The following is a 20,804-nucleotide window of genomic DNA, read 5'->3' on the forward strand; positions in this document are numbered from 1 at the left end:
ACCCCGTCAGCCCCGAGACCCCCGACAGGAAGGCGGCCTCCCCGAAGCTCATGCCCTCCTGGGTGAGCTGCACGGCCAGGAACGTCACCGCCCCCGCCTCGGCCCACAGGAACAGGAAGATCAACACGACGGACCACCGCACGTTGGCGTTGCTCAGCGCCTGCTTGACCGGGGCGAGCATGCCGCCCGGCAGCCGGGTGGACAGTTCGGGCAGCGGACGGGTGAGGCCGTTGCGGTCGATCCAGTCGTAGACCTTCGCCTGGTTGCGTCTGGTGCCGATGATCGCCTGCGCCACGATGATCGGGATCCCCAGGAGCGGGATGAGCAGGAAGGCCTCACGCCAGCCGGCGAACCCGAGGACGGCGGCGATGAGCGCGCCGGTGAGGAACTGCCCGAGCGGAAATCCGGTGTGGTGCACGCCGACGGCGAAGCCGCGGTGCTCCTTGGGCCACCATTCGCTCACCAGCGCCACGTTGACCGGCTCGGAGCCGCCCCGGCTGATCCCCATGGGGATGCGCAGCAGGAGGAACGCCGCGAAGCTGCCGGCCAGCCCGAACGTGAGGGCGCCGCCCAGGATGGCGAGCAGCATCGCGACGTTCCACGTCCAGGTGCGCCGGTAACCGGTGCCGATGCGGTCCGAGATCCAGCCGAACAGCAGGGCGCCGACGATCAGGCCGCCGAAGAACACCGAGTTGACCAGCCCCGCCTGGGTGGAGCTGAGCTCGTACTCCTCCTGGATGGCGGGCAGGACGGCGGGCAGGATGCCGCCGTCCACGGCGGTCATCAGGATCGCGCCGGTGGTCACCGCGAGCGTCGCCCACGAGAGGGGATGTCCGCGGGGTATCCAGGATGTCGGCGCCGGCGTTTCGGACAAGACGGCCTCGCTGAGTGTCGGACCGGATGGCCGCGCCGACCTGCGATCGCACGACAACCCTGCGCTGGCGGGCTCGTCCGGTGCTCAGGGGTGGATCTTCGGTGCCGTCATTGTTCATGGCGATTTGTCCAAGGTCAACAGCGAAGCCCCGCCTCGAAGCCAAGGGGCGGGGTTTGGCGAACGTTCCACTGGGCGACTCCCGGAGGCAATCCATGATCTCTAGGTTTCCCCTTGTTGCTTAGTCAAGCTAAGGGAGACCGCCATGCAGAGGAGCCCCGTCGTGCGGGCTCGCGGGATCACGAAGTCCTTCGGTGATGTGGTCGCACTCGACGGCGTCGACCTAGACGTGGCGAGTGGGCAGGTCCACGGCCTGGTCGGTCCGAACGGCGCAGGCAAGACGACGCTCCTCGGCCTGCTGCTCGGCCTGGCGGTGGCGGACGGCGGCAGCCTGGAGATCCTGGGCACGCCGGTCGGGCGGGCGCTGGCGGTCCCCGACGGCGTCGCGGGTTTCGTGGACGGGCCCGGACTGTATCCGTCGCTCACCGCGCGGCAGAACCTCACGGCCCTGGCCTCACTACGCGGAAACGCCGACGGCGGCGCGGTCGAGAGGGCCCTGGAGCAGGTCGGCCTCACCGACGTCGCGGACGACCGGATCCGGGGGTTCTCGCTGGGCATGCGCCAGCGGCTCGGGCTGGCCGCCGCGCTGCTCACCACACCGCGCCTGCTCGTCCTGGACGAGCCGGCCAACGGTCTGGACCCGGCCGGCAAGCGCCACGTGCACCGCGTCATCACCGAGCTCGCCGCGAACGGCACCGCCGTGGTCCTGTCCAGCCACCGGATGGACGACCTCGCCGCGCTGTGCTCCGAGGTCACCGTCCTCGCCACCGGCCGGGTGGTCTTCTCGGGCCCGCTGAGCAAACTCGCCGCCGAGAGCGGCGAACTGGACTACCGCCTGCTCACCTCCGATCCCGCCGCCGCCCACCAGGTGGCGGAGGGCGTCACCGGGCTCGGCGTGTTGCCGGGCCGCGACGGGCCGGACGCCGACGTGCTCGTGGTCCGCGGGCCCGTGCCGGCTCTCGACGAGCTGGTGGTGCGGCTGGTGGGGGACGGCGTGGCGATCCGGGAGCTGGCGCCCGTGGTGACGCCGCTCGAGGCCGCGTTCCTGGCCCTGACCGGGGCGGGCGGCGGACCCGGGCCGACCGAGGGAGGGACCCGATGACCGCGACGCAGGCCCGCCCGGCTCCGATGACGCGGGGCTACCGGTTCGAGCTGGTCAAGCTGCTCTCCCAGTGGCGGGTCCGCCTGCTGCTGCTCGTCTGCTGGATCGCCCCGGCCGCCTTCGTGGCCGCGGTCAGTCAGCAGAGCATGCTGCCCACGGACACGGTCTTCGGCCGCTGGATGCACGCCACCGGCTGGTCGGGCTCGCTGGTGGTGCTGGACTTCGCCTGCAGCTGGGCGCTGCCGCTGCTGACGTCGCTGGTCGCCGGCGACGTCTTCGCGGCCGAGGACCGGCTGGGCACCTGGCGCCATCTCCTCGTGGCGGTGCGTTCCCAGCGGCGGATCTTCGTGGCGAAGAGCCTCGCCAGTCTCACCGTGATCCTGCTGCTCGTGGCGGGTCTGGCCGCGTCGGGCATCGCCGGCGGCCTGCTCGCCGTCGGAAACGAGCCGCTGGTGGGTCTGGACGGCCATCTCCTCGCCCCGGCGGACGCGGCCGGCACGGTCCTGCTCGCGTGGGCGTGCGTGCTGGCACCGACGCTGGCGTTCGCCGCCGTCGGCCTGCTCGGCTCGGTGGCCCTCGGGCGCTCCCCGATGGGGCTGCTGATGCCCGCGCTCCTCGCCCTCGTGCTGCAGCTCGCGCAGCTGCTCCCGCTGCCCGTGGCCGTGCAGCTGGCCCTGCCGAGCCACGCCTTCCTCGCCTGGCGCGGTCTGTTCACCAGCCCGGCGCAGACCGGCCCGCTGCTCATCGGCCTCGTGGTGAGCCTGGTGTGGGCGGTCGTCGCCGCCGCGCTGGCCTACCGCCTGTTCCTGCGCCGCGACTTCACCGACCTGGCGTACGACGGGTCGGGCCGGCGGGTGCTGGTGACCGGGGTGGTGCCGCTGGCGGGCCTGGTCGCGCTCACCTTCGCGGTGGTCGCCGCCGTGACCCCGGCCCACGGCTCCGGGATCGAGCGGGCCAAGCTGCAGGACTCGCTCGCCACGGTGTACGCCCACCTGTACCGGCTGCAGGCCCGGGAGCTCGGCCGGCCCGACGTCACCGAGGCCCGGCTGAAGACGACCGCGTCCTGCGACAAGGGCAGCGTCCGGGTCGCCGACGAGGGGCCGGGCAACGACTGGCGGTGCGTCGTCTCCTGGCACCTGCCCGGCGTGGACTCCGTGGGCAGCGCCATCTACCAGCTCGACGTCACCGCGGACGGGCGGTACGTCGCCGACGGCGATGGGCCGAAGGAGGTGAACGGCTACTTCCAGGTGCGGACCCCGACCGGGGACGCACCCAATCCCCTCTGGCAGTTCGACGGGGACGTCGACCTGCTCGCAGACACTCCAGAAGGAACAGTTCATGCAAGTCACGCGTCAGCGCCGGCGCGTCCGGGAAACCCCTCTTGGGCTTCCTCACGGACGTACCGGCCGCAGAATCCGCCTCCTCGCGGCTAGCACCGCCGCTCTCGTCGTCGCCGGCGGAGGCATCGCCTACGCCTCGACCGACGTGTTCGGCAACGGGCAGGTCGGCCAGGCCACGGCTCAGGGCCTGCTGCTGCCCAGCGACCAGGCCATCGAGTCGATCGGTGACCGCCTGCTCGTCGACAACGGAAAACTGCTCTCCTCCACGGTCAGCCCCGACGGCCGCCGTCTCGCCGCGCTGACCAACGACCGGTCGATCGCCCTCACCATCGTCGACCTGGCGAACTACAAGATCCTTCAGCAGGCCGGCACCGCCGCGACAGCCGACCTGCGCATCGGCAACAACAACGTGGGGCAGGAGGGGCCGACCTACTCGCCCGACGGCTCGACGTTGTGGATGCCGCAGATCGACGGCTTCAGCCGCTTCCCGGTGAACGCCGACGGCACCGTCGGAGCCCCGACCTTAGTCTCGATCCCGGCGGACGGGTCGAAGCACGCGCTGCCCGCCCAGGCGGTCTTCTCGCCCGACGGCTCCACCCTGTACGCCGCCGTCAACGGCCAGAACCGCGTGGTGGCCATGGACCCCGCGACCGGCGCGATCCGGCACAGCTGGGACGTCGGCAACGCGCCGCGTGACCTGGTGCTGGTCGGCGACAAGCTGTACGTGAGCGACGAAGGCGGCCGCCGGGCCACCGACGGCGACACCACGCTCAACTCGTACGGCACCCAGGTCCCCGCCGACCCGGTCACCGGAGCCACCACCACCGGCACGGTGAGCGTCATCAACGTCGCCGACCAGGCCGCCGCGGTCTCGTCCATCGACGTCGGCCTGCACCCGACCGCGATGCACGCCGCCGGCGGGGCGCTCTTCGTCACCAACACCAACAGCGACACCGTGTCCGTCATCGACACCTCGACCGACACCGTCGTCCAGACCATCGCGACCCAGCCGTGGCCGACGGCCGCCGTCGGCTACCACCCCAATGGGGTGACCCTCACCGAGGACGGCCACCTGCTGGTGACCCTGGGCCGCGCGAACGCGCTCGCCGTCTACCGCTACACCTCGCCGCAGGAGCCGGTCAGCTACGTCGGCCTGCTGCCCATGGACTACTACCCGGAGGACGTCACCACCGTCGGCGGCGACGTTCTCGTCACGAACCTGCGCGGCATCGGCGAGCGCGGCCCGGAGCGCACCATCTCCAAGGGCCCCGGCACCCAGCCGGCCACCGGCCACGGCACCCACGACTCGACCGGCACCCTGCTGAGGTTCGAGCTGCCGGACGACACGGAGATCGCGCGTGCCACCGACAAGGTGTTCCGCCAGAACGGCTGGGACAAGACCTCCGTCAAGGTGGCCCACGGCAACAAGCAGAAGGCCGAGCCGGTCCCGAAGCGCCTCGGCGACCCCTCGACCATCAAGCACGTCTTCCTGCTCGTCAAGGAGAACCGCTCCTACGACCAGGTGCTCGGCGACGACCCGCGCGGCAACGGCGACCCGAAGCTGGCGCAGTTCGGCGAGAACGTGACGCCGAACCAGCACGCCCTGGCAAGGCAGTTCGGCCTCTACGACAACACCTACGACATCGGTACGAACTCCGCCGAGGGCCACAGCTGGCTGATGCAGGCCGACGACCCGGAGTACACCGAGTCCAGCGCCGGCGAGTACCAGCGCAGCTACGACACGGAGGACGACGCGCTCGGCCACCAGCGTTCCGGCTTCCTGTGGACCGGCGCCCAGGCGGCCGGGAAGACGGCCCGCAACTTCGGCGAGTTCACCATGTTCGAGACCGTCCCGCCCGGGACGAAGTGGCAGGACTACTACTGCGACGTCAAGAACATGGAGGCGACCGGCCAGGACACCGCCATCAAGACGGACACCTCCTCGCCGATCCCGTCGCTGAACGACATCACGGTGCACGCGTACCCGAAGTTCGACACGGGCATCCCGGACCTGTACCGGTACGAGATCTGGAAGCGTGACTTCGAGGCCAACGGGCCGGCCGACCTGAACATGATGTGGCTCTCCAGCGACCACACCGGCGGCCCCGTCAACGCGGTCGCCCAGGTGGCCGACAACGACCTCGCGGTCGGCAAGATCGTGGACACCATCTCCCACAGCAAGTGGTGGAAGGACAGCGCGATCTTCGTCATCGAGGACGACACCCAGGACGGCGTCGACCACGTCGACGGCGCCCGCGGCCCGGTGCAGATCATCAGCCCGTGGGCGCAGCACGGCACCGTCGACAGCCACTACTACAGCCAGATCACCGTGATCCGCACCATCGAGCAGATCCTCGGGATCCAGCCGATGAACCAGAAGGACAGCGCCGCCACCCCGATGAGCGGGGCCTTCACCAAGAAGGCCGACTACACGCCGTTCACCGCGGTGCCGAACCGCATCCCGCTGACCTACGGGATCGCCACCCCGCCGGCCTGCGGCGAGGACACCGTGCCGGCGAAGTTCGCCGGACTGGCTCCGGAGCAGCCTCCGGTGCCGGAGGTGCCCGCGGACAAGAAGCACGTGGCCGGCCAGTGGCGGGCCTGGAAGGGGCAGCAGCACCTGACCGGCCCGCAGGCGATCGCCGACTACGCCAACCCCGACCAGATGGACCACTTCACCTGGTACGAGGCGCACGGCTGGACCGCGCCCTACCCGGGTGAGGACAAGATCCTGAGCCCGGCCGAGGTGCCGGGCCGCTACATCCCGTCGCCGGACGTCGACGGCTGATCTCCGCCACAAGGGCGGCCCGCCGGGACCCCGGCGGGCCGCACCGCCCGTCCGTATCATCTCGGCATGGTGCTGAACCCGGAGTTACGGCGGCGGGCGGTGCTCATGGCCGCCGGTGGGCTGCTCGTCGGCTGCTCCCGGCGGCCCGAGGCCGGCAAGGTCCACCTGCGGCTGGCCACCGGGCCGGCGGGGGCGGTGTACCGGCGCATCGGCGGCGCGCTGGCCGTGCACATCACCGAGCAGGTGCCGGGCGCCACGGTGAGCACCGTGCCGAGCAGGGCCTCCACCGACAACATCCGGATGCTGGGGGCCGGTGACGTGCACCTGGGGCTGACCAGCCTGGACGCGCTGATCAGGACCGACGGCAGCGCGCCCGAGGGGCTCTCGGCCGTGTGCCGCCTCTACGACAGTCACCTGCATCTCGTCGTCATGGCCGGTTCGGCGATCGACGAGTTCGGCGACCTCGAAGGCAGGCGCGTCTCCCTGGGCGCCCGCGACTCGGGCACGGAGTTCACCTCCCTGCGGGTCCTCGGGCTCGGCCCGCTGAACGCCGACGTGCGTTATCTCAGCCAGGCCGAGTCGGCGGCGGCGCTGCGGGACGGCGAGATCGACGCGATGTTCTCCCTGACCGGCGTCCCGACCCCCGCCATCACGGAGCTGGCGCAGCGGCACCCGATCCGGCTGATCCCGCTGGACACCCAGGCGGACGCGCTCTTCGCGGCGTTCCCCGGCCCGTACACCCCGGCCATGATCCCCGCGACCGCCTACGCGGGCGTGCCGGCCACCCACACCATCGCCGTGCCGAACGTGCTGCTGGTCCGCGACGACCTGCCCGGCGACCTGGTCTACGCCATCACCGACACCATCTTCACGCACACCCGTACGATCACCTCCGCCGGCCGCGACGACGCCGAGGCCGTTCCCGAGGCGTGGCAGATCAACGTGCGTACGGGCATCTCCACCGCGTCGATCCCGCTGCATCCGGGCGCGGCCGCCTGGTTCCGCGACCGCAAGCGCTGAGTCCGGGCCTCAGACCGGCGAGACGGCGGGGGCGTCGGACGGCGCGGCCGCCCGCGGAACGACCGGCAACGCGACCACCGCGGCGAATCCGTGCCCGGACCCGTCCGGACGCGGCAGGCCGTCCTCCAGCCGCAGCTCGCCCCCGGCGGCCCCGACCAGGTCGGCGCAGATGGCCAGCCCCAGGCCGGTCCCGGGGACGTTCTGGTGCCGCGGCGACCGCCAGAACCGCCGTAGCGCCTGCGCCCGTTCGGAGGCGTCGATGCCCTGGCCGTCGTCGCGGACGGCGATCGTGACCACGCCTTCGGGCACGACCCCGGCGCTCACCTCCACCAGCCGCGCGCCCGACAGCCGCAACGCGTTGCTGATCAGCTCGTCCAGGACGCTGCCCAGCCCGCCCGGCGGCTCCAGCAGCCGCAGCCCCGGGGGCACGTCCACCGCCAGCGTCTGCCCCGCCGTCGCCGTCAGCGCCCGCCAGCGCTCCACCCGGGTCGCCAGCACCGCGTCGAGATCCACCGGCGAGGCCGTCCGCATGCTCTCCATCCGGGCCATGGCCTGCAGCGAGTTCAGCATCCGCTGCATCGCCTTCAGCTCGTCGACGGCGACGTCGTACACCTGCCGCCCGTTGCCACCCGTGCTCAGATGCGGCTCCAGGCTCTCCACGGCGAGCCGGAGGCTGGTCAGCGGGTTGCGCAACTGATGCGAGGCGTCGGACACGAACGCCCGCTGCCGCTGCACGGCGTTCTCCACCGCGTCCATCATCGTGTTGAACGACTCCGCCAACCGCCGCAGCTCCACCGGGCCTGCCTCGGCGTCCGCCCGGATCGTGAGGTCGCCCTGCGAGATGCGGGAGCTCGCCGCGTCCAGCTCGCGCACCGGCCGCAGCACCCACGCCGACACCGGCCAGGCGACGGCCACCAGAGCGACCAGCGGCAGCAGCCCGAGCGCGGCCAGCTGGGCCCAGCGCACGAGGATGCGATGGCGCGTCTTCGACAGGTCGGAGATCGTCACGACGGCGCCGACGACCTCGCTGTCGCGGCCCACCGGCTCGGCGACCACGAGCGCGGAGTCGTCCCACGGCGCCCACTCCCCGGACGGCTCCGACCGCGTCCCGGCCAGCGCCGCCGTCACGATCCGCGGCAGCGCCGGCTCGGCCCGCGCCGCCTCCTGGTACGCGCGGTCCGGCCCGAGCAGCACCGTGCCGGAGGTGTCGATCACCGCGGCCGGGATGCCGTACAGCTCGTGGTAGCGGGCCAGCTCCAGCTGGAGCGCCTCGGTCCGCCCGGTCGACAGCGCGGTGTCGGCCAGCGAGGCGAACCGGCCGACGTCGCCCAGCCGGTCGACGTACGTCTCCTGCATCTCCCGTTCGGCCACGGTGACGCTGAGCGGCACCCCGAGCGCCGCGACGAGCAGCACCGCGAGGGGCACCAGGACGACCAGCAGGCGACGGTGCACGGGGCGTCAGCCGATCAGCTCCGGCCGGTCGGCCAGGAGCCGATAGCCGACCCCGTGAACCGTGCGGATGACCACGGCCGGCCCGAGCTTGTGCCGTAACGCCGCGATGTGGGTGTCGAGGGTGCGGCTGGAGGACTCCCAGGTCGCGCCCCAGATCTGGTCGAGGATGATGTCGCGGCTCACCACGTTCGGCGCCCGCCGGGCCAGCAGGAGCAGCAGCTCGAACTCCTTGCGGGTCAGCGTCACGGGCGTGTCCTCGACGGTGACCTCGCGGGTGCCGATGCCGATCCGCATCGGGCCGAGGACGATCGGCTCGTCCGGGTGGCTCATGGCACGGGCGACCCGGGTGCGCCGCAGGACGGCGTCGATCCTGGCCAGCAGCTCCGGGATGCCGAACGGTTTGACGATGTAGTCGTCGGCGCCGGCGCGTAGGCCGCGGACCCGTTCGTGCTCCTCCGAGCGCGCCGTCACGGCGATGACGGCGGTCTCCGGTCGGTCGCGCAGCTTGCGGATCACGTCGAGCCCGTCGCCGTCGGGCAGGTTGAGATCGACGAGGACCACATCGGACGGGGCGGCCCGCACGGCCTCCGCGGCGGTGGCGATGCGGTGGACCTCGAAGCCCGCCTGAGCCAGGACTGTCACCAGGCCCCGCGCCACGCGGTCGTCATCTTCGATGATGGTGATCCGCATACCGGATTGTACGGTCCGAATCGATGCGGGCGTTAGCCCTTCAGTTCTTGGGATTCCTCTGACATTTGCCGCATTCCTTGGGATTCCTCTGACACCATTCACGGCCGCGCAAGTCGAGACTGAGGCCGCGCACTCACGGACGAATGCGAATGCGCTGACGAGGAGGCCGCGAAATGAGACCGACCAGCAGATACCGGGCCGCCGCGCGAATGATCGCCGCGATCGGCGTCGTTTCGCTCGCCGCCGCCTGTTCCGGCAACGGGGGTACGACCGGCGGCGGCGACGCCGGAGGCGGCTACCCGGACCAGAACATCACGATCGTCGTGCCGTTCAGCGCGGGCGGCCCGACCGACACCGTCACCCGTCTGATCGCCGAGCCGATGGCCGCCAAGCTCGGCGCCCAGGTCGTCGTCCAGAACGTCGAAGGCGCCGGCGGCACGGTCGGCGCCGGCGAGGTCGCGCGGGCCGAGCCCGACGGCTACACCGTGCTCATGCACCACATCGGCATGTCCACGGCGCCCGCCCTGTACCAGGACCTCGGCTTCGCGCCGCTGGAGAACTTCCAGACGATCGGGCTCGTCACCGAGGTGCCGATGACCATCGTCGCCCGCAAGGACTTCGCGCCCGCGACGCTCCAGGACCTCGTGGCCCACGTGAAGGCGAACGCCGACACGGTCACGCTGGCCAACGCCGGCATCGGCGCCGCCTCCCACCTGTGCGGCCTGCTGTTCCAGACCGCCGCCGGTGTCAAGCTCCAGGAGGTCCCGTACGAGGGCACCGGCCCCGCGCTGACCGACCTCGTCGGCGGCCAGGTCGACTTCATGTGCGACCAGACGACCAACACCAGCGGCCAGATCTCCGCGGGCGAGGTCAAGGCGTACGCGGTCACCACGCCGGAGCGGGTGAAGAGCCTGCCCGACCTGCCCACCACGGCCGAGGCCGGGCTGCCCCAGCTGGAGGTCAGCGTGTGGCACGGGCTCTACGTCCCGACCGGCACGCCGCAGGACGTCGTGCAGAAGTTGTCCGAGGCGCTGAAGGTGGCGCTGGCCGACCAGAAGGTCATCGACCAGATGGCCAAGCTCGGCACCGCGCCCGTCCCGGCCGAGGACGCGACGCCGCAGGCGCACCGCACCAAGCTCGAAGAGCAGCTCGGCACCTGGGCGAAGGTCATCGCCGACGCCGGCGTCAAGGCGTCCTGAGGTGGAGCGCCGCCGGTCCTTCCCCGACGTCCTCGCCGGGGGAGTGTTCGTCCTGATCGGTGGCGCGTTCGTGGCGGGGTCGCTCGGCTACGAGCTGGGCACCCCGCTGCGGATGGGCCCCGGCGCCTTCCCGCTGCTGGTCGGCGCGATCCTGGCCGCTCTCGGGCTGGCGATCGTCGTCAAGGGGCTCGTCGCCGGCGAGATGATCTCGTTCGGGCCGATCCCCTGGCGGGCGATCGGCGTCATCGTGCTCGCGGTCGTGTTCTTCGGGTTCACCGTGCGCGGTCTCGGGTTCGTGCCGACGTCCGCGGTGACCGCCCTGCTCACCACGCTGGCCAGCTCGCGCGTACGGCCGCTCACGGCCGTGGCCGTGGCCGCCGGGCTGACCGTGGCCAGCACGCTCATCTTCGTCGTCGGACTTCAGCTGCGGATCCCGCTGTGGGGCCCCTGGCTGGGGTTCTGACGCGGCATCGGATTGAGGCATGGAACTTCTCGACAACCTCGCGCTGGGCTTCTCGACCGCCCTCTTAGTCCAGAACGTCCTCTACTGCTTCGTGGGTGTGCTGCTCGGGACGGCGGTCGGCGTGCTGCCCGGCATCGGGCCGACCGCGACGGTGGCGATGCTGCTGCCGATCACGTTCAGCTTCGAGCCGGTGACGGCGCTGATCATGCTGGCCGGCATCTACTACGGCGCGCAGTACGGCGGCTCGACCACCGCCATCCTGATCAACCTGCCCGGCGAGTCGTCGGCCGCCGTCACCGCGCTGGACGGTCACGTCATGGCCCGGCAGGGCCGGGCCGGCGCGGCGCTGGCCGCCGCCGCCGTCGGCTCCTTCATCGCCGGTACGGTGGCCACCGTCGCGCTGGCCGTCGCGGCCCCGCCGCTGGCCCGCGTCGCGCTGGAGTTCGGCCCGGCCGAGTACTTCTCGCTGGTGCTGCTCGGCCTGATCGTGTCGATCGCCCTGGCACGTGGCTCGGCGCTGAAGGCGCTGGCGATGATCGCGCTCGGCGTCCTGCTCGGCACGGTCGGCCAGGACATCTACACCGGTACGCCCCGGTTCGTCTTCGAGCAACGCGAGTTGTACGGCGGCATCGACTTCGTCTCCGTCGCCGTCGGCATGTTCGGCGTGGCCGAGATCCTGCGCAACCTGGAGAACGAGCAGACCCGCACGGCGATCGTCAGCAAGGTGAAGAACCTCTGGCCGACCCGCGAGGACCGGCGCCGCATCGTCGGCCCGATCGCGCGGGGCACCGGCCTCGGCGCCGCGCTCGGCGTCCTGCCCGGCGGCGGACACGTGCTGGCCTCGTTCACCTCGTACGCCGTCGAGAAGCGGATCTCGAAGCGGAAGGAGGAGTTCGGCAACGGCGCCATCGAGGGCGTCGCCGGGCCCGAGTCGGCGAACAACGCCGCCGCGCAGACGTCGTTCATCCCACTGCTCACCCTGGGCCTGCCCGCCCACCCGGTCATGGCGCTGATGGTCGGCGCGTTCATCGTGCACGGCATCACCCCCGGCCCGAACGTCATCACCGACGAGCCCGAGCTGTTCTGGGGCCTGATCGCGTCGATGTGGATCGGCAACGTGCTGCTCGTGCTGCTGAACCTGCCGCTGATCGGCGTCTGGGTGCGCATGTTGCGCATCCCGTACCAGGTGTTGTTCCCGATGATCATCCTGTTCGCCGCGATCGGCACGTACTCGCTGTCGTTCAACGCCTACGACGTCTACGCGATCGTGTTCTTCGGGATCCTCGGCTACATCCTGATCAAGTGCGGCTGCGAGCCGGCGCCGCTGCTGCTCGGCTTCGTCCTCGGGCCGCTGGTCGAGGAGAACCTGCGGCGGGCGCTCATCATCTCGCGCGGCGACGCGTCGGTCTTCCTGACCCGGCCGATCTCCGCGGTGCTCCTGGCTCTCGCCGCCGCGGCCCTGGTCATCGCCGTCCTTCCGGCGATCCGCAAGCGCCGCGAGGTCGTGTTCGCCGAGGACGAGTAACGGGCTCGGAACGGCGGCCCAGGGTGGCGATCGCGGCCATGATCAGCAGGGCGCCCGCCAGACCGGCGGGCGTCAGGCGTTCGCCCAGGAACACCACGGCGATCACGACGGCGGTGACGGGTTCCAGCAGCGTGGCCACGACCGCCGCGCCGCTCGGCGTGGTCCGCAGGCCCGCGTAGAGCAGCGCGTACGCCAGGGCCATCGTCACGGTCCCGAGGTAGACGATGAGCAGCCAGGACCCGGTGTCGCCGGTCATGAGCGGCTCGCCGCGGACGTACGCCACGAGCAGGCCGCCCGGCACCAGGGCCGCCGCGGTCACGGACATGGTGACCGTGGTGAGGGTGAGCGTGTCCAGTCGCCGGGTCAGCGGCGCGGCCGCCTCCGCCGACAGCGCGTACGCGGTCCCCGAGGCGAGGGCGGTGAGAACGCCGAGAGCAGGGTGCGGCGCCTCCTCGGCGGTTCCTCCCGCGACGCTGATGAGCAGCAGCCCGAACAGGGCGACGGCGACCGTGAGGACCTGACCGGCGGACGGCCGGCTGCGGCGGCGCGCGCTGCCGATGACCAGCAGGAGCACAGGGGCGAAGCCGAGGCTGACCACGGTCGCCACGCTCACTCCCGTCCAGAAGACGGCCACGAAGAAGAGCAGCTGGAAGGCGGCGGTCAGCACGCCCACGGCGGTCACGCGACGCCAGTGGCGCCGGCCGAGCGACAGGCACGCGCGCAGCCGGCCCGTCACGGCCGCGGCGGCGACGAGCACGACGACGGCGGCGATCGCGCGGTAGGCGCCGATCGTCAGCGCCGAGAGACCCGAGGCGTCGTGGACGACCTGGGCCGCGGGCCCGATGGTGCCCCAGACCACGCCCGCCGTGCAGACCAGGAACAGGCCCCGCCAGAGGTGGGCGGAGGTCTGGATGGCCGGCGTCGTCATGCGCGCAAGTATGGCAAGCGGCTTACCGGCGCCTTCTGGCGGGCGTCAAGGCGTCGGTACGGCCGGCGCTCTCACTGGACGGCGCGCAGGTGGGCGGGGCGGCGGAGTTGTTCGATGCTCTGGGCGGTCGCTTCGTCGGCGGGGAGGAAGACGACGAGCTGCTGGGCGTCCGTGGAGAGCTCGAGGGTCTCGCGGTGCAGGCGGAGCTCGTGCCCGGACGGGTGGTTGAGCCGCAGCACCCCGCGCCGCGGGACCACGTGGTGGCGGTTCAGGCGCTGGGTGAAGTCGGGGCCTGCGATGGGCGTGAGCTCGTCGGTGAGCCACTCGAAGTTGTGGATCGAGGGCGCGTGCCACAGATCGAACGCCTGCTCGTCCGCGACGGCGTCCCAGTCGGCGAAGAACGTCCGGGCGCCGGGGTCGGTGAAGACGTAGCGGGTGAGGTTCGGCTGGTCGGCGTCGAGCAGGCCCGTCCCGCTCATCAGCAGCTCGTAGCCGCGGGTGTGGGCGAGGATGTCGCCCACCCGGTTGGTCACCACGGCGATGCCCGGTTCGAGCAGGCGGAGGGTCTCCAGGACCGACGGCCGGATGTCGCGGCGCGGCGGAGCGGGCCGGCCGGGAGGCGCGCACGCACCGCCGGCGATGTTCGCGAGGTAGCGCAGGTGGTTGCGCTCCGAGGGGTCGAGGCTGAGGGCGTCGGCCAGCGCGTTCACCACGGCCGGCGACGGGTTGCGGTCGCGGCCCTGCTCGATGCGGGTCAGGTATTCGACGCTGACACCGGCCCGGGCGGCCACGTCGGAACGTCGCAGACCGGGGGATCGGCGGCGGCCGCGATCCGGCAGGCCCAGGACGTCCGGCTGCATGCTGTCGCGCTTGGCCCGGATGAAGTCACCCAACGGCGTACCCATGCCATGAGCCTACGGCTCCGCCCTCCGCGCGCGGGAGGGCTGGGGGTGTCCCTGCGGGGGCCAGCCTGAGCACGGTCTGGTTGTGACCACGGCGACGTCCGATGGTGGTGGGCATGGACAACAAGCACAAGCTCGTGATCGTCGTCGGAAGCGTACGGGAAGGCCGGTTCGGTCCGGTGGCGGCGTCGTGGGTGGCCGATCAGGCCCGCCGGCACGGGGGATTCGAGGTCGAGGTCGTGGACCTGGCGGAGGTCGAGATCCCGCTGGCGCTGCCCGCCGAGTCGCCGAAGTACGCCGGCGAGAGCTACCCACGCCCGGCCGGGATGGCGGCGCTGACCTCCGCGCTGGAGGGCGCCGACGCGTTCGTCATGGTCACGCCGGAGTACAACCACAGCTACCCGGCCTCGCTCAAGGCCGCCATCGACTGGCACTTCACCCAGTGGACGGCCAAGCCCGTCGCCTTCGTCAGCTACGGTGGCGCGGCCGGGGGCCGGCATGCCGTGCTGCACCTGGAGAACGTGCTGACCGAGTTGCACGCGGTGACGATCCGCGACGGTCTGGCGTTCCCCAACTACTACACCGCCTGGCAGGACGGGCTCCCGCTCGACCCGGAGGCGTCCGGGTACGCCAAGACGCTGCTCGACCAGCTGGCCTGGTGGGCGGGAGCGCTCCGCTCGGCCAGAGAGACCGTCCCCTACCCGTCCTGAGTTTGGAGCGTCAGGTGAAGCTCGCGTGCGGGGCGGCGGTGCCCTCGGGGACGCGGGCGGGGCCGGAGGCGTTCGGGCGGACGTCGAAGTCGAAGATGGCGGTCGGCAGGTAGACGGTGGCGCACGAGTTGGGGATGTCGACCACCCCGGACAGCCGGCCCTCGATCGGCGCGGCTCCCAGTAGCAGGTACGCCTGCTCAGGGCTGTAGCCGAAGTTCGTCAGGTAGTCGATGGCGTGCAGGCAGGCCCGCTGGTAGGCCAGCTGCGAGTCCAGGTAGTGCTGCTCCCCGTCCAGGGTGACGGACACGCCGGAGAAGGCCAGCCACTCGCTGTACTGCGGGCTGACGCGGCCCGGCATGAAGATGGCGTTCTCGCCGACGCCGTACGTCTGCATGCCGTTCTTGATGAGGTCGACGTGCAAGTCGATGAAGCCGCCCATCTCGATGGCGCCGCAGAAGGTGATCTCGCCGTCGCCCTGGGAGAAGTGCAGGTCGCCGACGGACAGGTTCGCGCCGGGGACGAAGACGGGGTAGAAGACGCGGGAGCCCTTGGTGAGGTTCTTGATGTCCTGGTTGCCGCCGTTCTCCCGAGGCGGTGCCGTACGCGCCGCCTCGGCGGCGACCCGGTCGAAGTCGGACCGCGGCACGGACCCGAGGACGGCGTCCCGCGGCTCGGGAGGCAGAGCCAGCGGCGGCACGCGCTGCGGGTCGGTGGCGATCAGCGCCGCCTCGCGCGCGTTCCACTTGCCGAGCAGCTCCGCCGACGGCGCGGTGCCCATGAGCCCGGGGTGCACGATCCCGGTGAACGACACCCCGGCGATGTGGCGAGACGTGGCGTTCTGACCAGAGAAATCCCAGATCGCCTTGTACGCGTCGGGGAACTGCTCGGTGAGGAACCCGCCGCCGTTCCTGGTGGCGAAGATGCCGGTGTAGCCCCAGCCCTGGCCGGCCAGCGGCCCGCTGTCCTCCTGCGGGATGGGCCCGAGGTCGAGGATGTCCACGATGAGCAGGTCGCCCGGCTCGGCGCCTTCGACCCCGAACGGGCCGCTCAGCGCGTGCACCGTGGTCAGCGGCGCGTCGCGGATGTCCTCGGCGGAGTCGTCGTTGTGGATCGCGCCGTCGAACCACTCCCGGCAGTGCACCCGGAAGCTGTCGCCGGGCTTGACCCAGGCCACGGGCGGGATCTCGGGATGCCAGCGGTTGTGCCCGACCTTGGCCTGGTCGGTGAACTTCTTGGTCGAGTCGAGCGGGAAGATCAGCTCCGGCACGGCTGGGTTCCTTTCGGCGCGGCGAGGCAGGGACGGTCACGGACGCGGCAGGCGGCGGGCGGCGGGATGATCGGCCACCGGGCCCGGTGCGCGGCACCTCGGCACGGACGTGACGACTTCCGGTTCGGAGGCGCTGCGCTCCGCGCGCCGCAACCGCGCCGACAGGGCGGCCGGGGTACGCGTCAGCATCGGCGCCGAGAACGTCCGGGCCGAGGGCGCGCCGCAGCCGGGGCAGGGCACCGCGGCGGGTGCGGTGCCGATCGGGAATGCGACCTCGACCTCGCAACAGTGCGGACACCGGTAGGCGTACACAGCCATGGGACGCGCCCTTCACGCGGGCCGCGAACCGGCGCGACCTTGGGAAACAGCCTCCGAGTCGGATGTATCCGCAATTCACCGTGTTCATGGACGGGAGCCGGCCTCGCTTCCGCCAACTTGGCGTACGGCGAGGTAGATCGCCCGCTCCCCGGGTAAACCAGCCGCCCCTGCCCATGGGGGAAGGTCAGGGGCGGCTGGAGCTACGAGAGACCGAAAGCGCGGATCACCGTCTGGTCGATGGAGACGCCGTCAGGGGCGACCGCCTCGACGCGCAGGCTGACCGACGTCGCCCCCTTCGGGTGGGTGACGCTCACGTCGAGCGAGCCGTCCTTGGCCTGCTTGACCTTGCCCGCCTGCTGCCAGCTCGCCCCCTCGTCATGGGACGTCCACACCTTGACCGCGGCCTTCACCAGGGCGTCCGGTCGCGTCTGCGGGTGGAACCGCAGCCCGATCCTGGTCGGCTTGCGCGCCGGGACGGCGCCGTCCAGGCCGGCCGGCACGTCGTAGCCGATCTGCAGCAGGTCGAGAAGCTCCCGCTTCCCCTCGGCGGGGCGGCGGGAGTCGAACCCCCACACGGTGCGCGTGCGGATCGCCTGCTGCCACCAGGGCTCGGAGTGCTCGACGTCCAGTTCGAGCCGGTAGCGGGCCGGCTCGGCGGACGCCGGCCACGTGCCCTCCAAGGCGTCCCGCTCGGCCACCTGCTCGCCGTCGCGGTAGAGGCGCGCACGCGCGTCGCCTTCGCGCTCGGAGAAGTGGTCGCCGCCGTCGAGCATGTTCCGGACCATGATGGTGAACGTGTCGCCCTCGCGGAAGCCCGGCAGGCCCCACTGCGCGTCGTCGTCCTCCAGCACCTCCGGCACCCCGGGCCGCATCACCGGGGCGAACCACTCCTCGGTCCGCTTCTGCCCCGCCCGGTAGGACCGCGGCGAGCCGAGCAGCCCGCCGTTCTGGCCGGTGGTCCGCCAGGTGAACGGCCGCCACACGACGCCGTCGCCGGCGGTCGTCCATTCGGTGCGGGTGGACGGGATCGCCACCTCCTGCGCCTGCCGGATGATGTAGCTGTCGTACGGCCGGTGCGGGAAGTTCACCTCGACGCCGCGCAGCCCGGCGCCGCCGTGGTAGTGCGCCGTCGTCCGCGCCAGGTCCCGGTGCTCGACCCGCCGCTCGATCTTCGCCGGAACGCCTCCCCGGTAGTACGGGAAGAGGTCGTAGACGTACGGACTGTCCGGGATTCCGGTGATCTCCAGCCGGGACCCGACCCGGGCGAGCAACTCCCGGCCGACCGCCTGCTCCACGGTGAACACCGGGATCGACGAGGCCACCTGCGTGATCAGGAACCCGGGACGGTCGTGGTGGACGATCACCGCGGCCGCGCCCGCCTTGCGAACCGCTTCGACCTGGTCCGCGACGCTCACCTCGTCGGAGCGCCGCACGAGGGCCAGCCGGCCGCGCAGGTCCCGGCCGGCGAGATCCTCCGGCGTCCCGCGCCCGGCGTCCGCGAGCACGTACCGGTGCCGCCCGTCGATGCGCGGCGAGTCGATGGCGTACTCCGCCTCCAGCGCGGAGCCGGAGAGCCTCATGGTGAACTCGGGGGCGTAGAGCTCCCAGTGCGCTGACACCTCGAAGTCGCCCCGGCCGACCGGCTGGGTCTCGACGGCGTAGGCGTCGCGTACGTACCGGTCCATCACGTAGTGCACCGAGAAGTCGTGCTCGCCGGCGGCGCGGTGGTAGCCGAGGGTGAGCTCGCGGGCCTCCGTCGGGTCGGGGGTGATCGGGTTGAGCGGCGAGCCGGCGCGGGCGTCCAGGACGATGCGGGTGTCCTCCGTCAGCTCGATCTCGGGCTCGGCGACCAGCGCGACGTCCCGGCCGTACGCGCCGGAGTCGTCGAGCGTCCACAGGGCGCTCGTCACGCTGTACGTCCCGACCGGCACGGACAGGACCGCGGGCCCGGGGCCGCCCTTGCCGCCGAACACCCCGCTCAGCCAGGCGTCGGTGTCGAGGTTCCACAGGTCGACCGAGCTGCCGCCGGCCGCGGGGGAGCCGTTCTGGGTGACGCCCTCGACGACCACCTGCACCGTCCGGGGGTCCTTGCGCGCGCCGAACGCGGTGCGGACGACGGCGCCGTCACCGGTCGCGGTGACCCGGCCGCCGTACGTCCCCGTGTCGGCGAGCTTCGGATCCAGCGTCAGCCTCGCCTCGGCGGTGCCGCCGGCCGGCACGGTGAGGGTGCTCCGGTCGAGGGTGAACAGGCCGGCCGGGGCGTCGGTCGTGACGGTGAGCGCGAGAGCGACGTCCGCGTCGCCGTCGTTGCGGTAGGTGATCGTCCGGGTGACCGGGTCCTGGGCATCGTGCGGCTGCGGGCCGAAGCCGAGCGAGGCGGGGCTCGCGGTGACCGTCTGGCTCACCGCGCGGGCCACGTCCACCCGCCCGGCGCCGACCTCGTACACGGTGCCGGGGACCTCGTGGGCGGAGCCCGTCAGCGCGGCCTTGATCCGCTCGCCCGTCCAGCCGGGGTGGCGCTGCTTGAGGATCGCGGCGGCCCCGGCGACGTGCGGCGCCGCCATCGAGGTGCCGGAGACCGCGGTGTACGCCTCCCCGGCCGGAGTGCCGAGGCCGGTGCCGGCGGCCCGGGCGGCCACGATGCCGACGCCCGGCGCGGCGAGGTCCGGCTTGACCGCGTGGTCGCCGAGGCGGGGGCCGCGGCTGGAGAAGTCGGCGAGCACGTCGGACTTGTCCACAGCGGCCACCGACAGCGCCGCGTCGGCGACGCCCGGGGAACGCGCGGTGAGCTCGCCCGGTCCCGTGTTGCCGGCCGCGGCGACGAAGAGGGCGCCGGAACGGGCGCTCAGCTCGTTGACCGCCTGGCTCAGCGGGTCGGTGCCGTCGGTGGCGTCGGTGGACAGGCTCATGTTCACCACGTCGGCGCCCTGGGACACCGCCCACTCCATGCCCTCGATCAGCCACGAGCCCTGGCCGTTGCCGTCGTCGCCGAGCACCTTGCCGACCAGCAGCCCGGCCCCGGGCGCGACGCCGACGTGGGTGCCGGAGGACGCGGCGCCGCTGCCGGCCACCGTGGCGGCCACGTGGGTGCCGTGGCCGTGGCGGTCCGTGACGCCGGAGCCGGTGAAGTCCGCCGAGCCCTCGACCTTGCCGCCGAGGTCGGGATGGGCGGGGTCGTAACCGGTGTCGAGCACCGCGACCGTCGTCCCCGCGCCGTCGAACCCGGCCTGCCACGCGTCCGGGGCGCCGATCCGCGGGACGCTCTCGGCCAGATCGGCCTCCAGCGTCGGGTCCAGCCAGACCCGCTCGACGCCGGGGGCCGCCCGCCGCGCGGTGGCGTCCAGCGATCCCCGCAGACCGGCCCAGAACTGCGCCGCCTGGCCGGCCGGGACCTCGACGGCCACCGCGTCGATGCTCTCCAGGGTCGCCGTCCGGGTGCTGTGCGCGGGGGCCTGCTGGACGGCGCGGGCTCCGGACGCCTCGTCGTACGCGACGATCAGCGGGGTCGGGCCGTCGCCGTGGCCGTCGGCGAGCAGGCCCGTGACGTTGAACAGCTCGAGGTCGAGCACGCCGGTCGCGACGTGGGGCTGGGCCTCGGCCGGGATGACGTACACGTCCTCGCCGCGCTCCACCACCTTGACCGCGCCGCGCGGCGTCCCGTCGTAGCGGGGGAGCAGGGTGGCGAGATGGGTGCCGTCCGGCTGCCGCGAGACCGACACCCGGTCGCCGGTGACGAGCGTGACGGTGCCCGCCGTCGTCCCGGCAGGGGTGGGCTCCTCCCCGTACGCCGGCAGCGGTGTGCCCAGCAGCAGCGCCGCCATCGTGCCGGCGCCGAGCGCCTTCGCCCGGAGCCGCGTTCTCGCGCCTAACCAACCTCGCGGCATCGCCGTCTCCCCGCATGATCCATGTCGAGGTTGGAGGATCCCAGCCGCGGATCACCGTCCACCAGGGGGTGGGCGCGTCGTCATTGCGACATGACGAAATATGTCAAGAAATCAGCGGAAAGGAGGTCGGTATACACCATACTGAATCCCATGACTGCGAAGATTGTCCCCCGTCGAGCAATCCTCCGCACCACCGGACTCCTCACCGCCGGCCTGCTGTTAGGC

At 72.1% G+C, this 20,804-nt stretch carries 16 protein-coding genes; 9 read left to right on the forward strand and 7 right to left on the reverse strand.

Annotation, left to right across the window (positions count from 1 at the left end; all coding sequences use genetic code 11):
• Positions 1-805, reverse strand: an 805-nt coding sequence (locus C1J01_RS30635) for an MFS transporter (protein WP_146615780.1), incomplete at its 3' end; no start/stop codon positions are given.
• Between the two features lie 331 nt (positions 806-1,136).
• Here C1J01_RS30635 and C1J01_RS30640 point away from each other — a divergent pair.
• From C1J01_RS30640 to C1J01_RS30655, 4 genes are all read left to right on the forward strand, one after another.
• Entirely contained in the window at positions 1,137-2,093 is a 957-nt protein-coding gene (locus tag C1J01_RS30640) for an ABC transporter ATP-binding protein (protein WP_111182453.1), read from the forward strand.
• On the forward strand, positions 2,090-3,526 hold the full coding sequence (locus tag C1J01_RS30645; RefSeq protein WP_220040182.1) for an ABC transporter permease: 1,437 nt from the start codon (positions 2,090-2,092) through the stop codon (positions 3,524-3,526). Before C1J01_RS30640 ends, C1J01_RS30645 begins: the two co-directional genes overlap by 4 nt.
• Positions 3,432-6,221 (forward strand): phosphoesterase, encoded by a 2,790-nt coding sequence (locus C1J01_RS30650; protein WP_111182454.1) that lies wholly within the window; start codon positions 3,432-3,434, stop codon positions 6,219-6,221. Before C1J01_RS30645 ends, C1J01_RS30650 begins: the two co-directional genes overlap by 95 nt.
• 66 nt (positions 6,222-6,287) lie before the next feature.
• A complete protein-coding gene (locus C1J01_RS30655; RefSeq protein WP_111182455.1) occupies positions 6,288-7,241 on the forward strand; it encodes a TAXI family TRAP transporter solute-binding subunit in 954 nt (317 codons plus the stop codon).
• Positions 7,242-7,250: 9 nt separating this feature from the next.
• Here the strand turns inward: C1J01_RS30655 and C1J01_RS30660 are convergent, their stop codons facing one another.
• Both C1J01_RS30660 and C1J01_RS30665 read right to left on the reverse strand, forming a co-directional pair.
• Positions 7,251-8,693 (reverse strand): sensor histidine kinase, encoded by a 1,443-nt coding sequence (locus C1J01_RS30660; protein ID WP_111182456.1) that lies wholly within the window; start codon positions 8,691-8,693, stop codon positions 7,251-7,253.
• Positions 8,694-8,699: 6 nt separating this feature from the next.
• On the reverse strand, positions 8,700-9,383 hold the full coding sequence (locus C1J01_RS30665) for a response regulator transcription factor (RefSeq protein ID WP_111182457.1): 684 nt from the start codon (positions 9,381-9,383) through the stop codon (positions 8,700-8,702).
• A gap of 173 nt (positions 9,384-9,556) precedes the next feature.
• On the opposite strand from C1J01_RS30665, the gene C1J01_RS30670 reads away from it, so the two are divergent.
• From C1J01_RS30670 to C1J01_RS30680, 3 genes are read left to right on the forward strand one after another with little or no spacing between them, the layout of a single operon-like run.
• Positions 9,557-10,582, forward strand: coding sequence for a tripartite tricarboxylate transporter substrate-binding protein (locus tag C1J01_RS30670; RefSeq protein WP_111182458.1), 1,026 nt, complete (start codon positions 9,557-9,559; stop codon positions 10,580-10,582).
• A gap of 1 nt (position 10,583) precedes the next feature.
• Positions 10,584-11,045: a tripartite tricarboxylate transporter TctB family protein gene (locus C1J01_RS30675; RefSeq protein ID WP_111182459.1), complete on the forward strand. Its 462-nt coding sequence runs from the start codon at positions 10,584-10,586 to the stop codon at positions 11,043-11,045.
• Positions 11,046-11,064: 19 nt separating this feature from the next.
• Positions 11,065-12,570, forward strand: a complete 1,506-nt coding sequence (locus C1J01_RS30680) for a tripartite tricarboxylate transporter permease (protein ID WP_111182460.1) — start codon at positions 11,065-11,067, stop codon at positions 12,568-12,570.
• On the opposite strand, the gene C1J01_RS30685 is transcribed toward C1J01_RS30680, so the two are convergent.
• Together C1J01_RS30685 and C1J01_RS30690 are read right to left on the reverse strand one after the other, a co-directional pair.
• Entirely contained in the window at positions 12,509-13,498 is a 990-nt protein-coding gene (locus C1J01_RS30685) for a DMT family transporter (protein WP_111182461.1), read from the reverse strand. The two genes, C1J01_RS30680 and C1J01_RS30685, sit on opposite strands and share 62 nt — an antisense overlap.
• A 71-nt stretch (positions 13,499-13,569) precedes the next feature.
• The gene (locus tag C1J01_RS30690; RefSeq protein ID WP_111182462.1) at positions 13,570-14,403 is read right to left on the reverse strand and encodes a helix-turn-helix domain-containing protein; all 834 of its coding nucleotides are present in this window, start codon (positions 14,401-14,403) and stop codon (positions 13,570-13,572) included.
• Between the two features lie 113 nt (positions 14,404-14,516).
• Between C1J01_RS30690 and C1J01_RS30695 the strand changes: the two genes are divergently transcribed.
• Positions 14,517-15,110 carry an NADPH-dependent FMN reductase gene (locus C1J01_RS30695; protein ID WP_111182466.1) on the forward strand — a complete coding sequence of 198 codons (594 nt, stop codon included), beginning with the start codon at positions 14,517-14,519 and terminating at the stop codon, positions 15,108-15,110.
• A gap of 10 nt (positions 15,111-15,120) precedes the next feature.
• On the opposite strand, the gene fmdA is transcribed toward C1J01_RS30695, so the two are convergent.
• The gene (gene fmdA / locus C1J01_RS30700; RefSeq protein ID WP_111182463.1) at positions 15,121-16,377 is read right to left on the reverse strand and encodes a formamidase; all 1,257 of its coding nucleotides are present in this window, start codon (positions 16,375-16,377) and stop codon (positions 15,121-15,123) included.
• Positions 16,378-16,486: 109 nt separating this feature from the next.
• Between fmdA and C1J01_RS50240 the strand changes: the two genes are divergently transcribed.
• On the forward strand, positions 16,487-16,681 hold the full coding sequence (locus C1J01_RS50240; RefSeq protein ID WP_181449047.1) for a hypothetical protein: 195 nt from the start codon (positions 16,487-16,489) through the stop codon (positions 16,679-16,681).
• A 214-nt stretch (positions 16,682-16,895) separates the two neighbouring features.
• On the opposite strand, the gene C1J01_RS30710 is transcribed toward C1J01_RS50240, so the two are convergent.
• The gene (locus tag C1J01_RS30710; protein WP_111182465.1) at positions 16,896-20,579 is read right to left on the reverse strand and encodes a S8 family peptidase; all 3,684 of its coding nucleotides are present in this window, start codon (positions 20,577-20,579) and stop codon (positions 16,896-16,898) included.
• Positions 20,580-20,804: the final 225 nt, after the last annotated feature.

It is taken from the genome of Nonomuraea aridisoli, assembly GCF_003236395.1.
In the GTDB taxonomy this organism is placed as follows: domain Bacteria; phylum Actinomycetota; class Actinomycetes; order Streptosporangiales; family Streptosporangiaceae; genus Nonomuraea; species Nonomuraea aridisoli.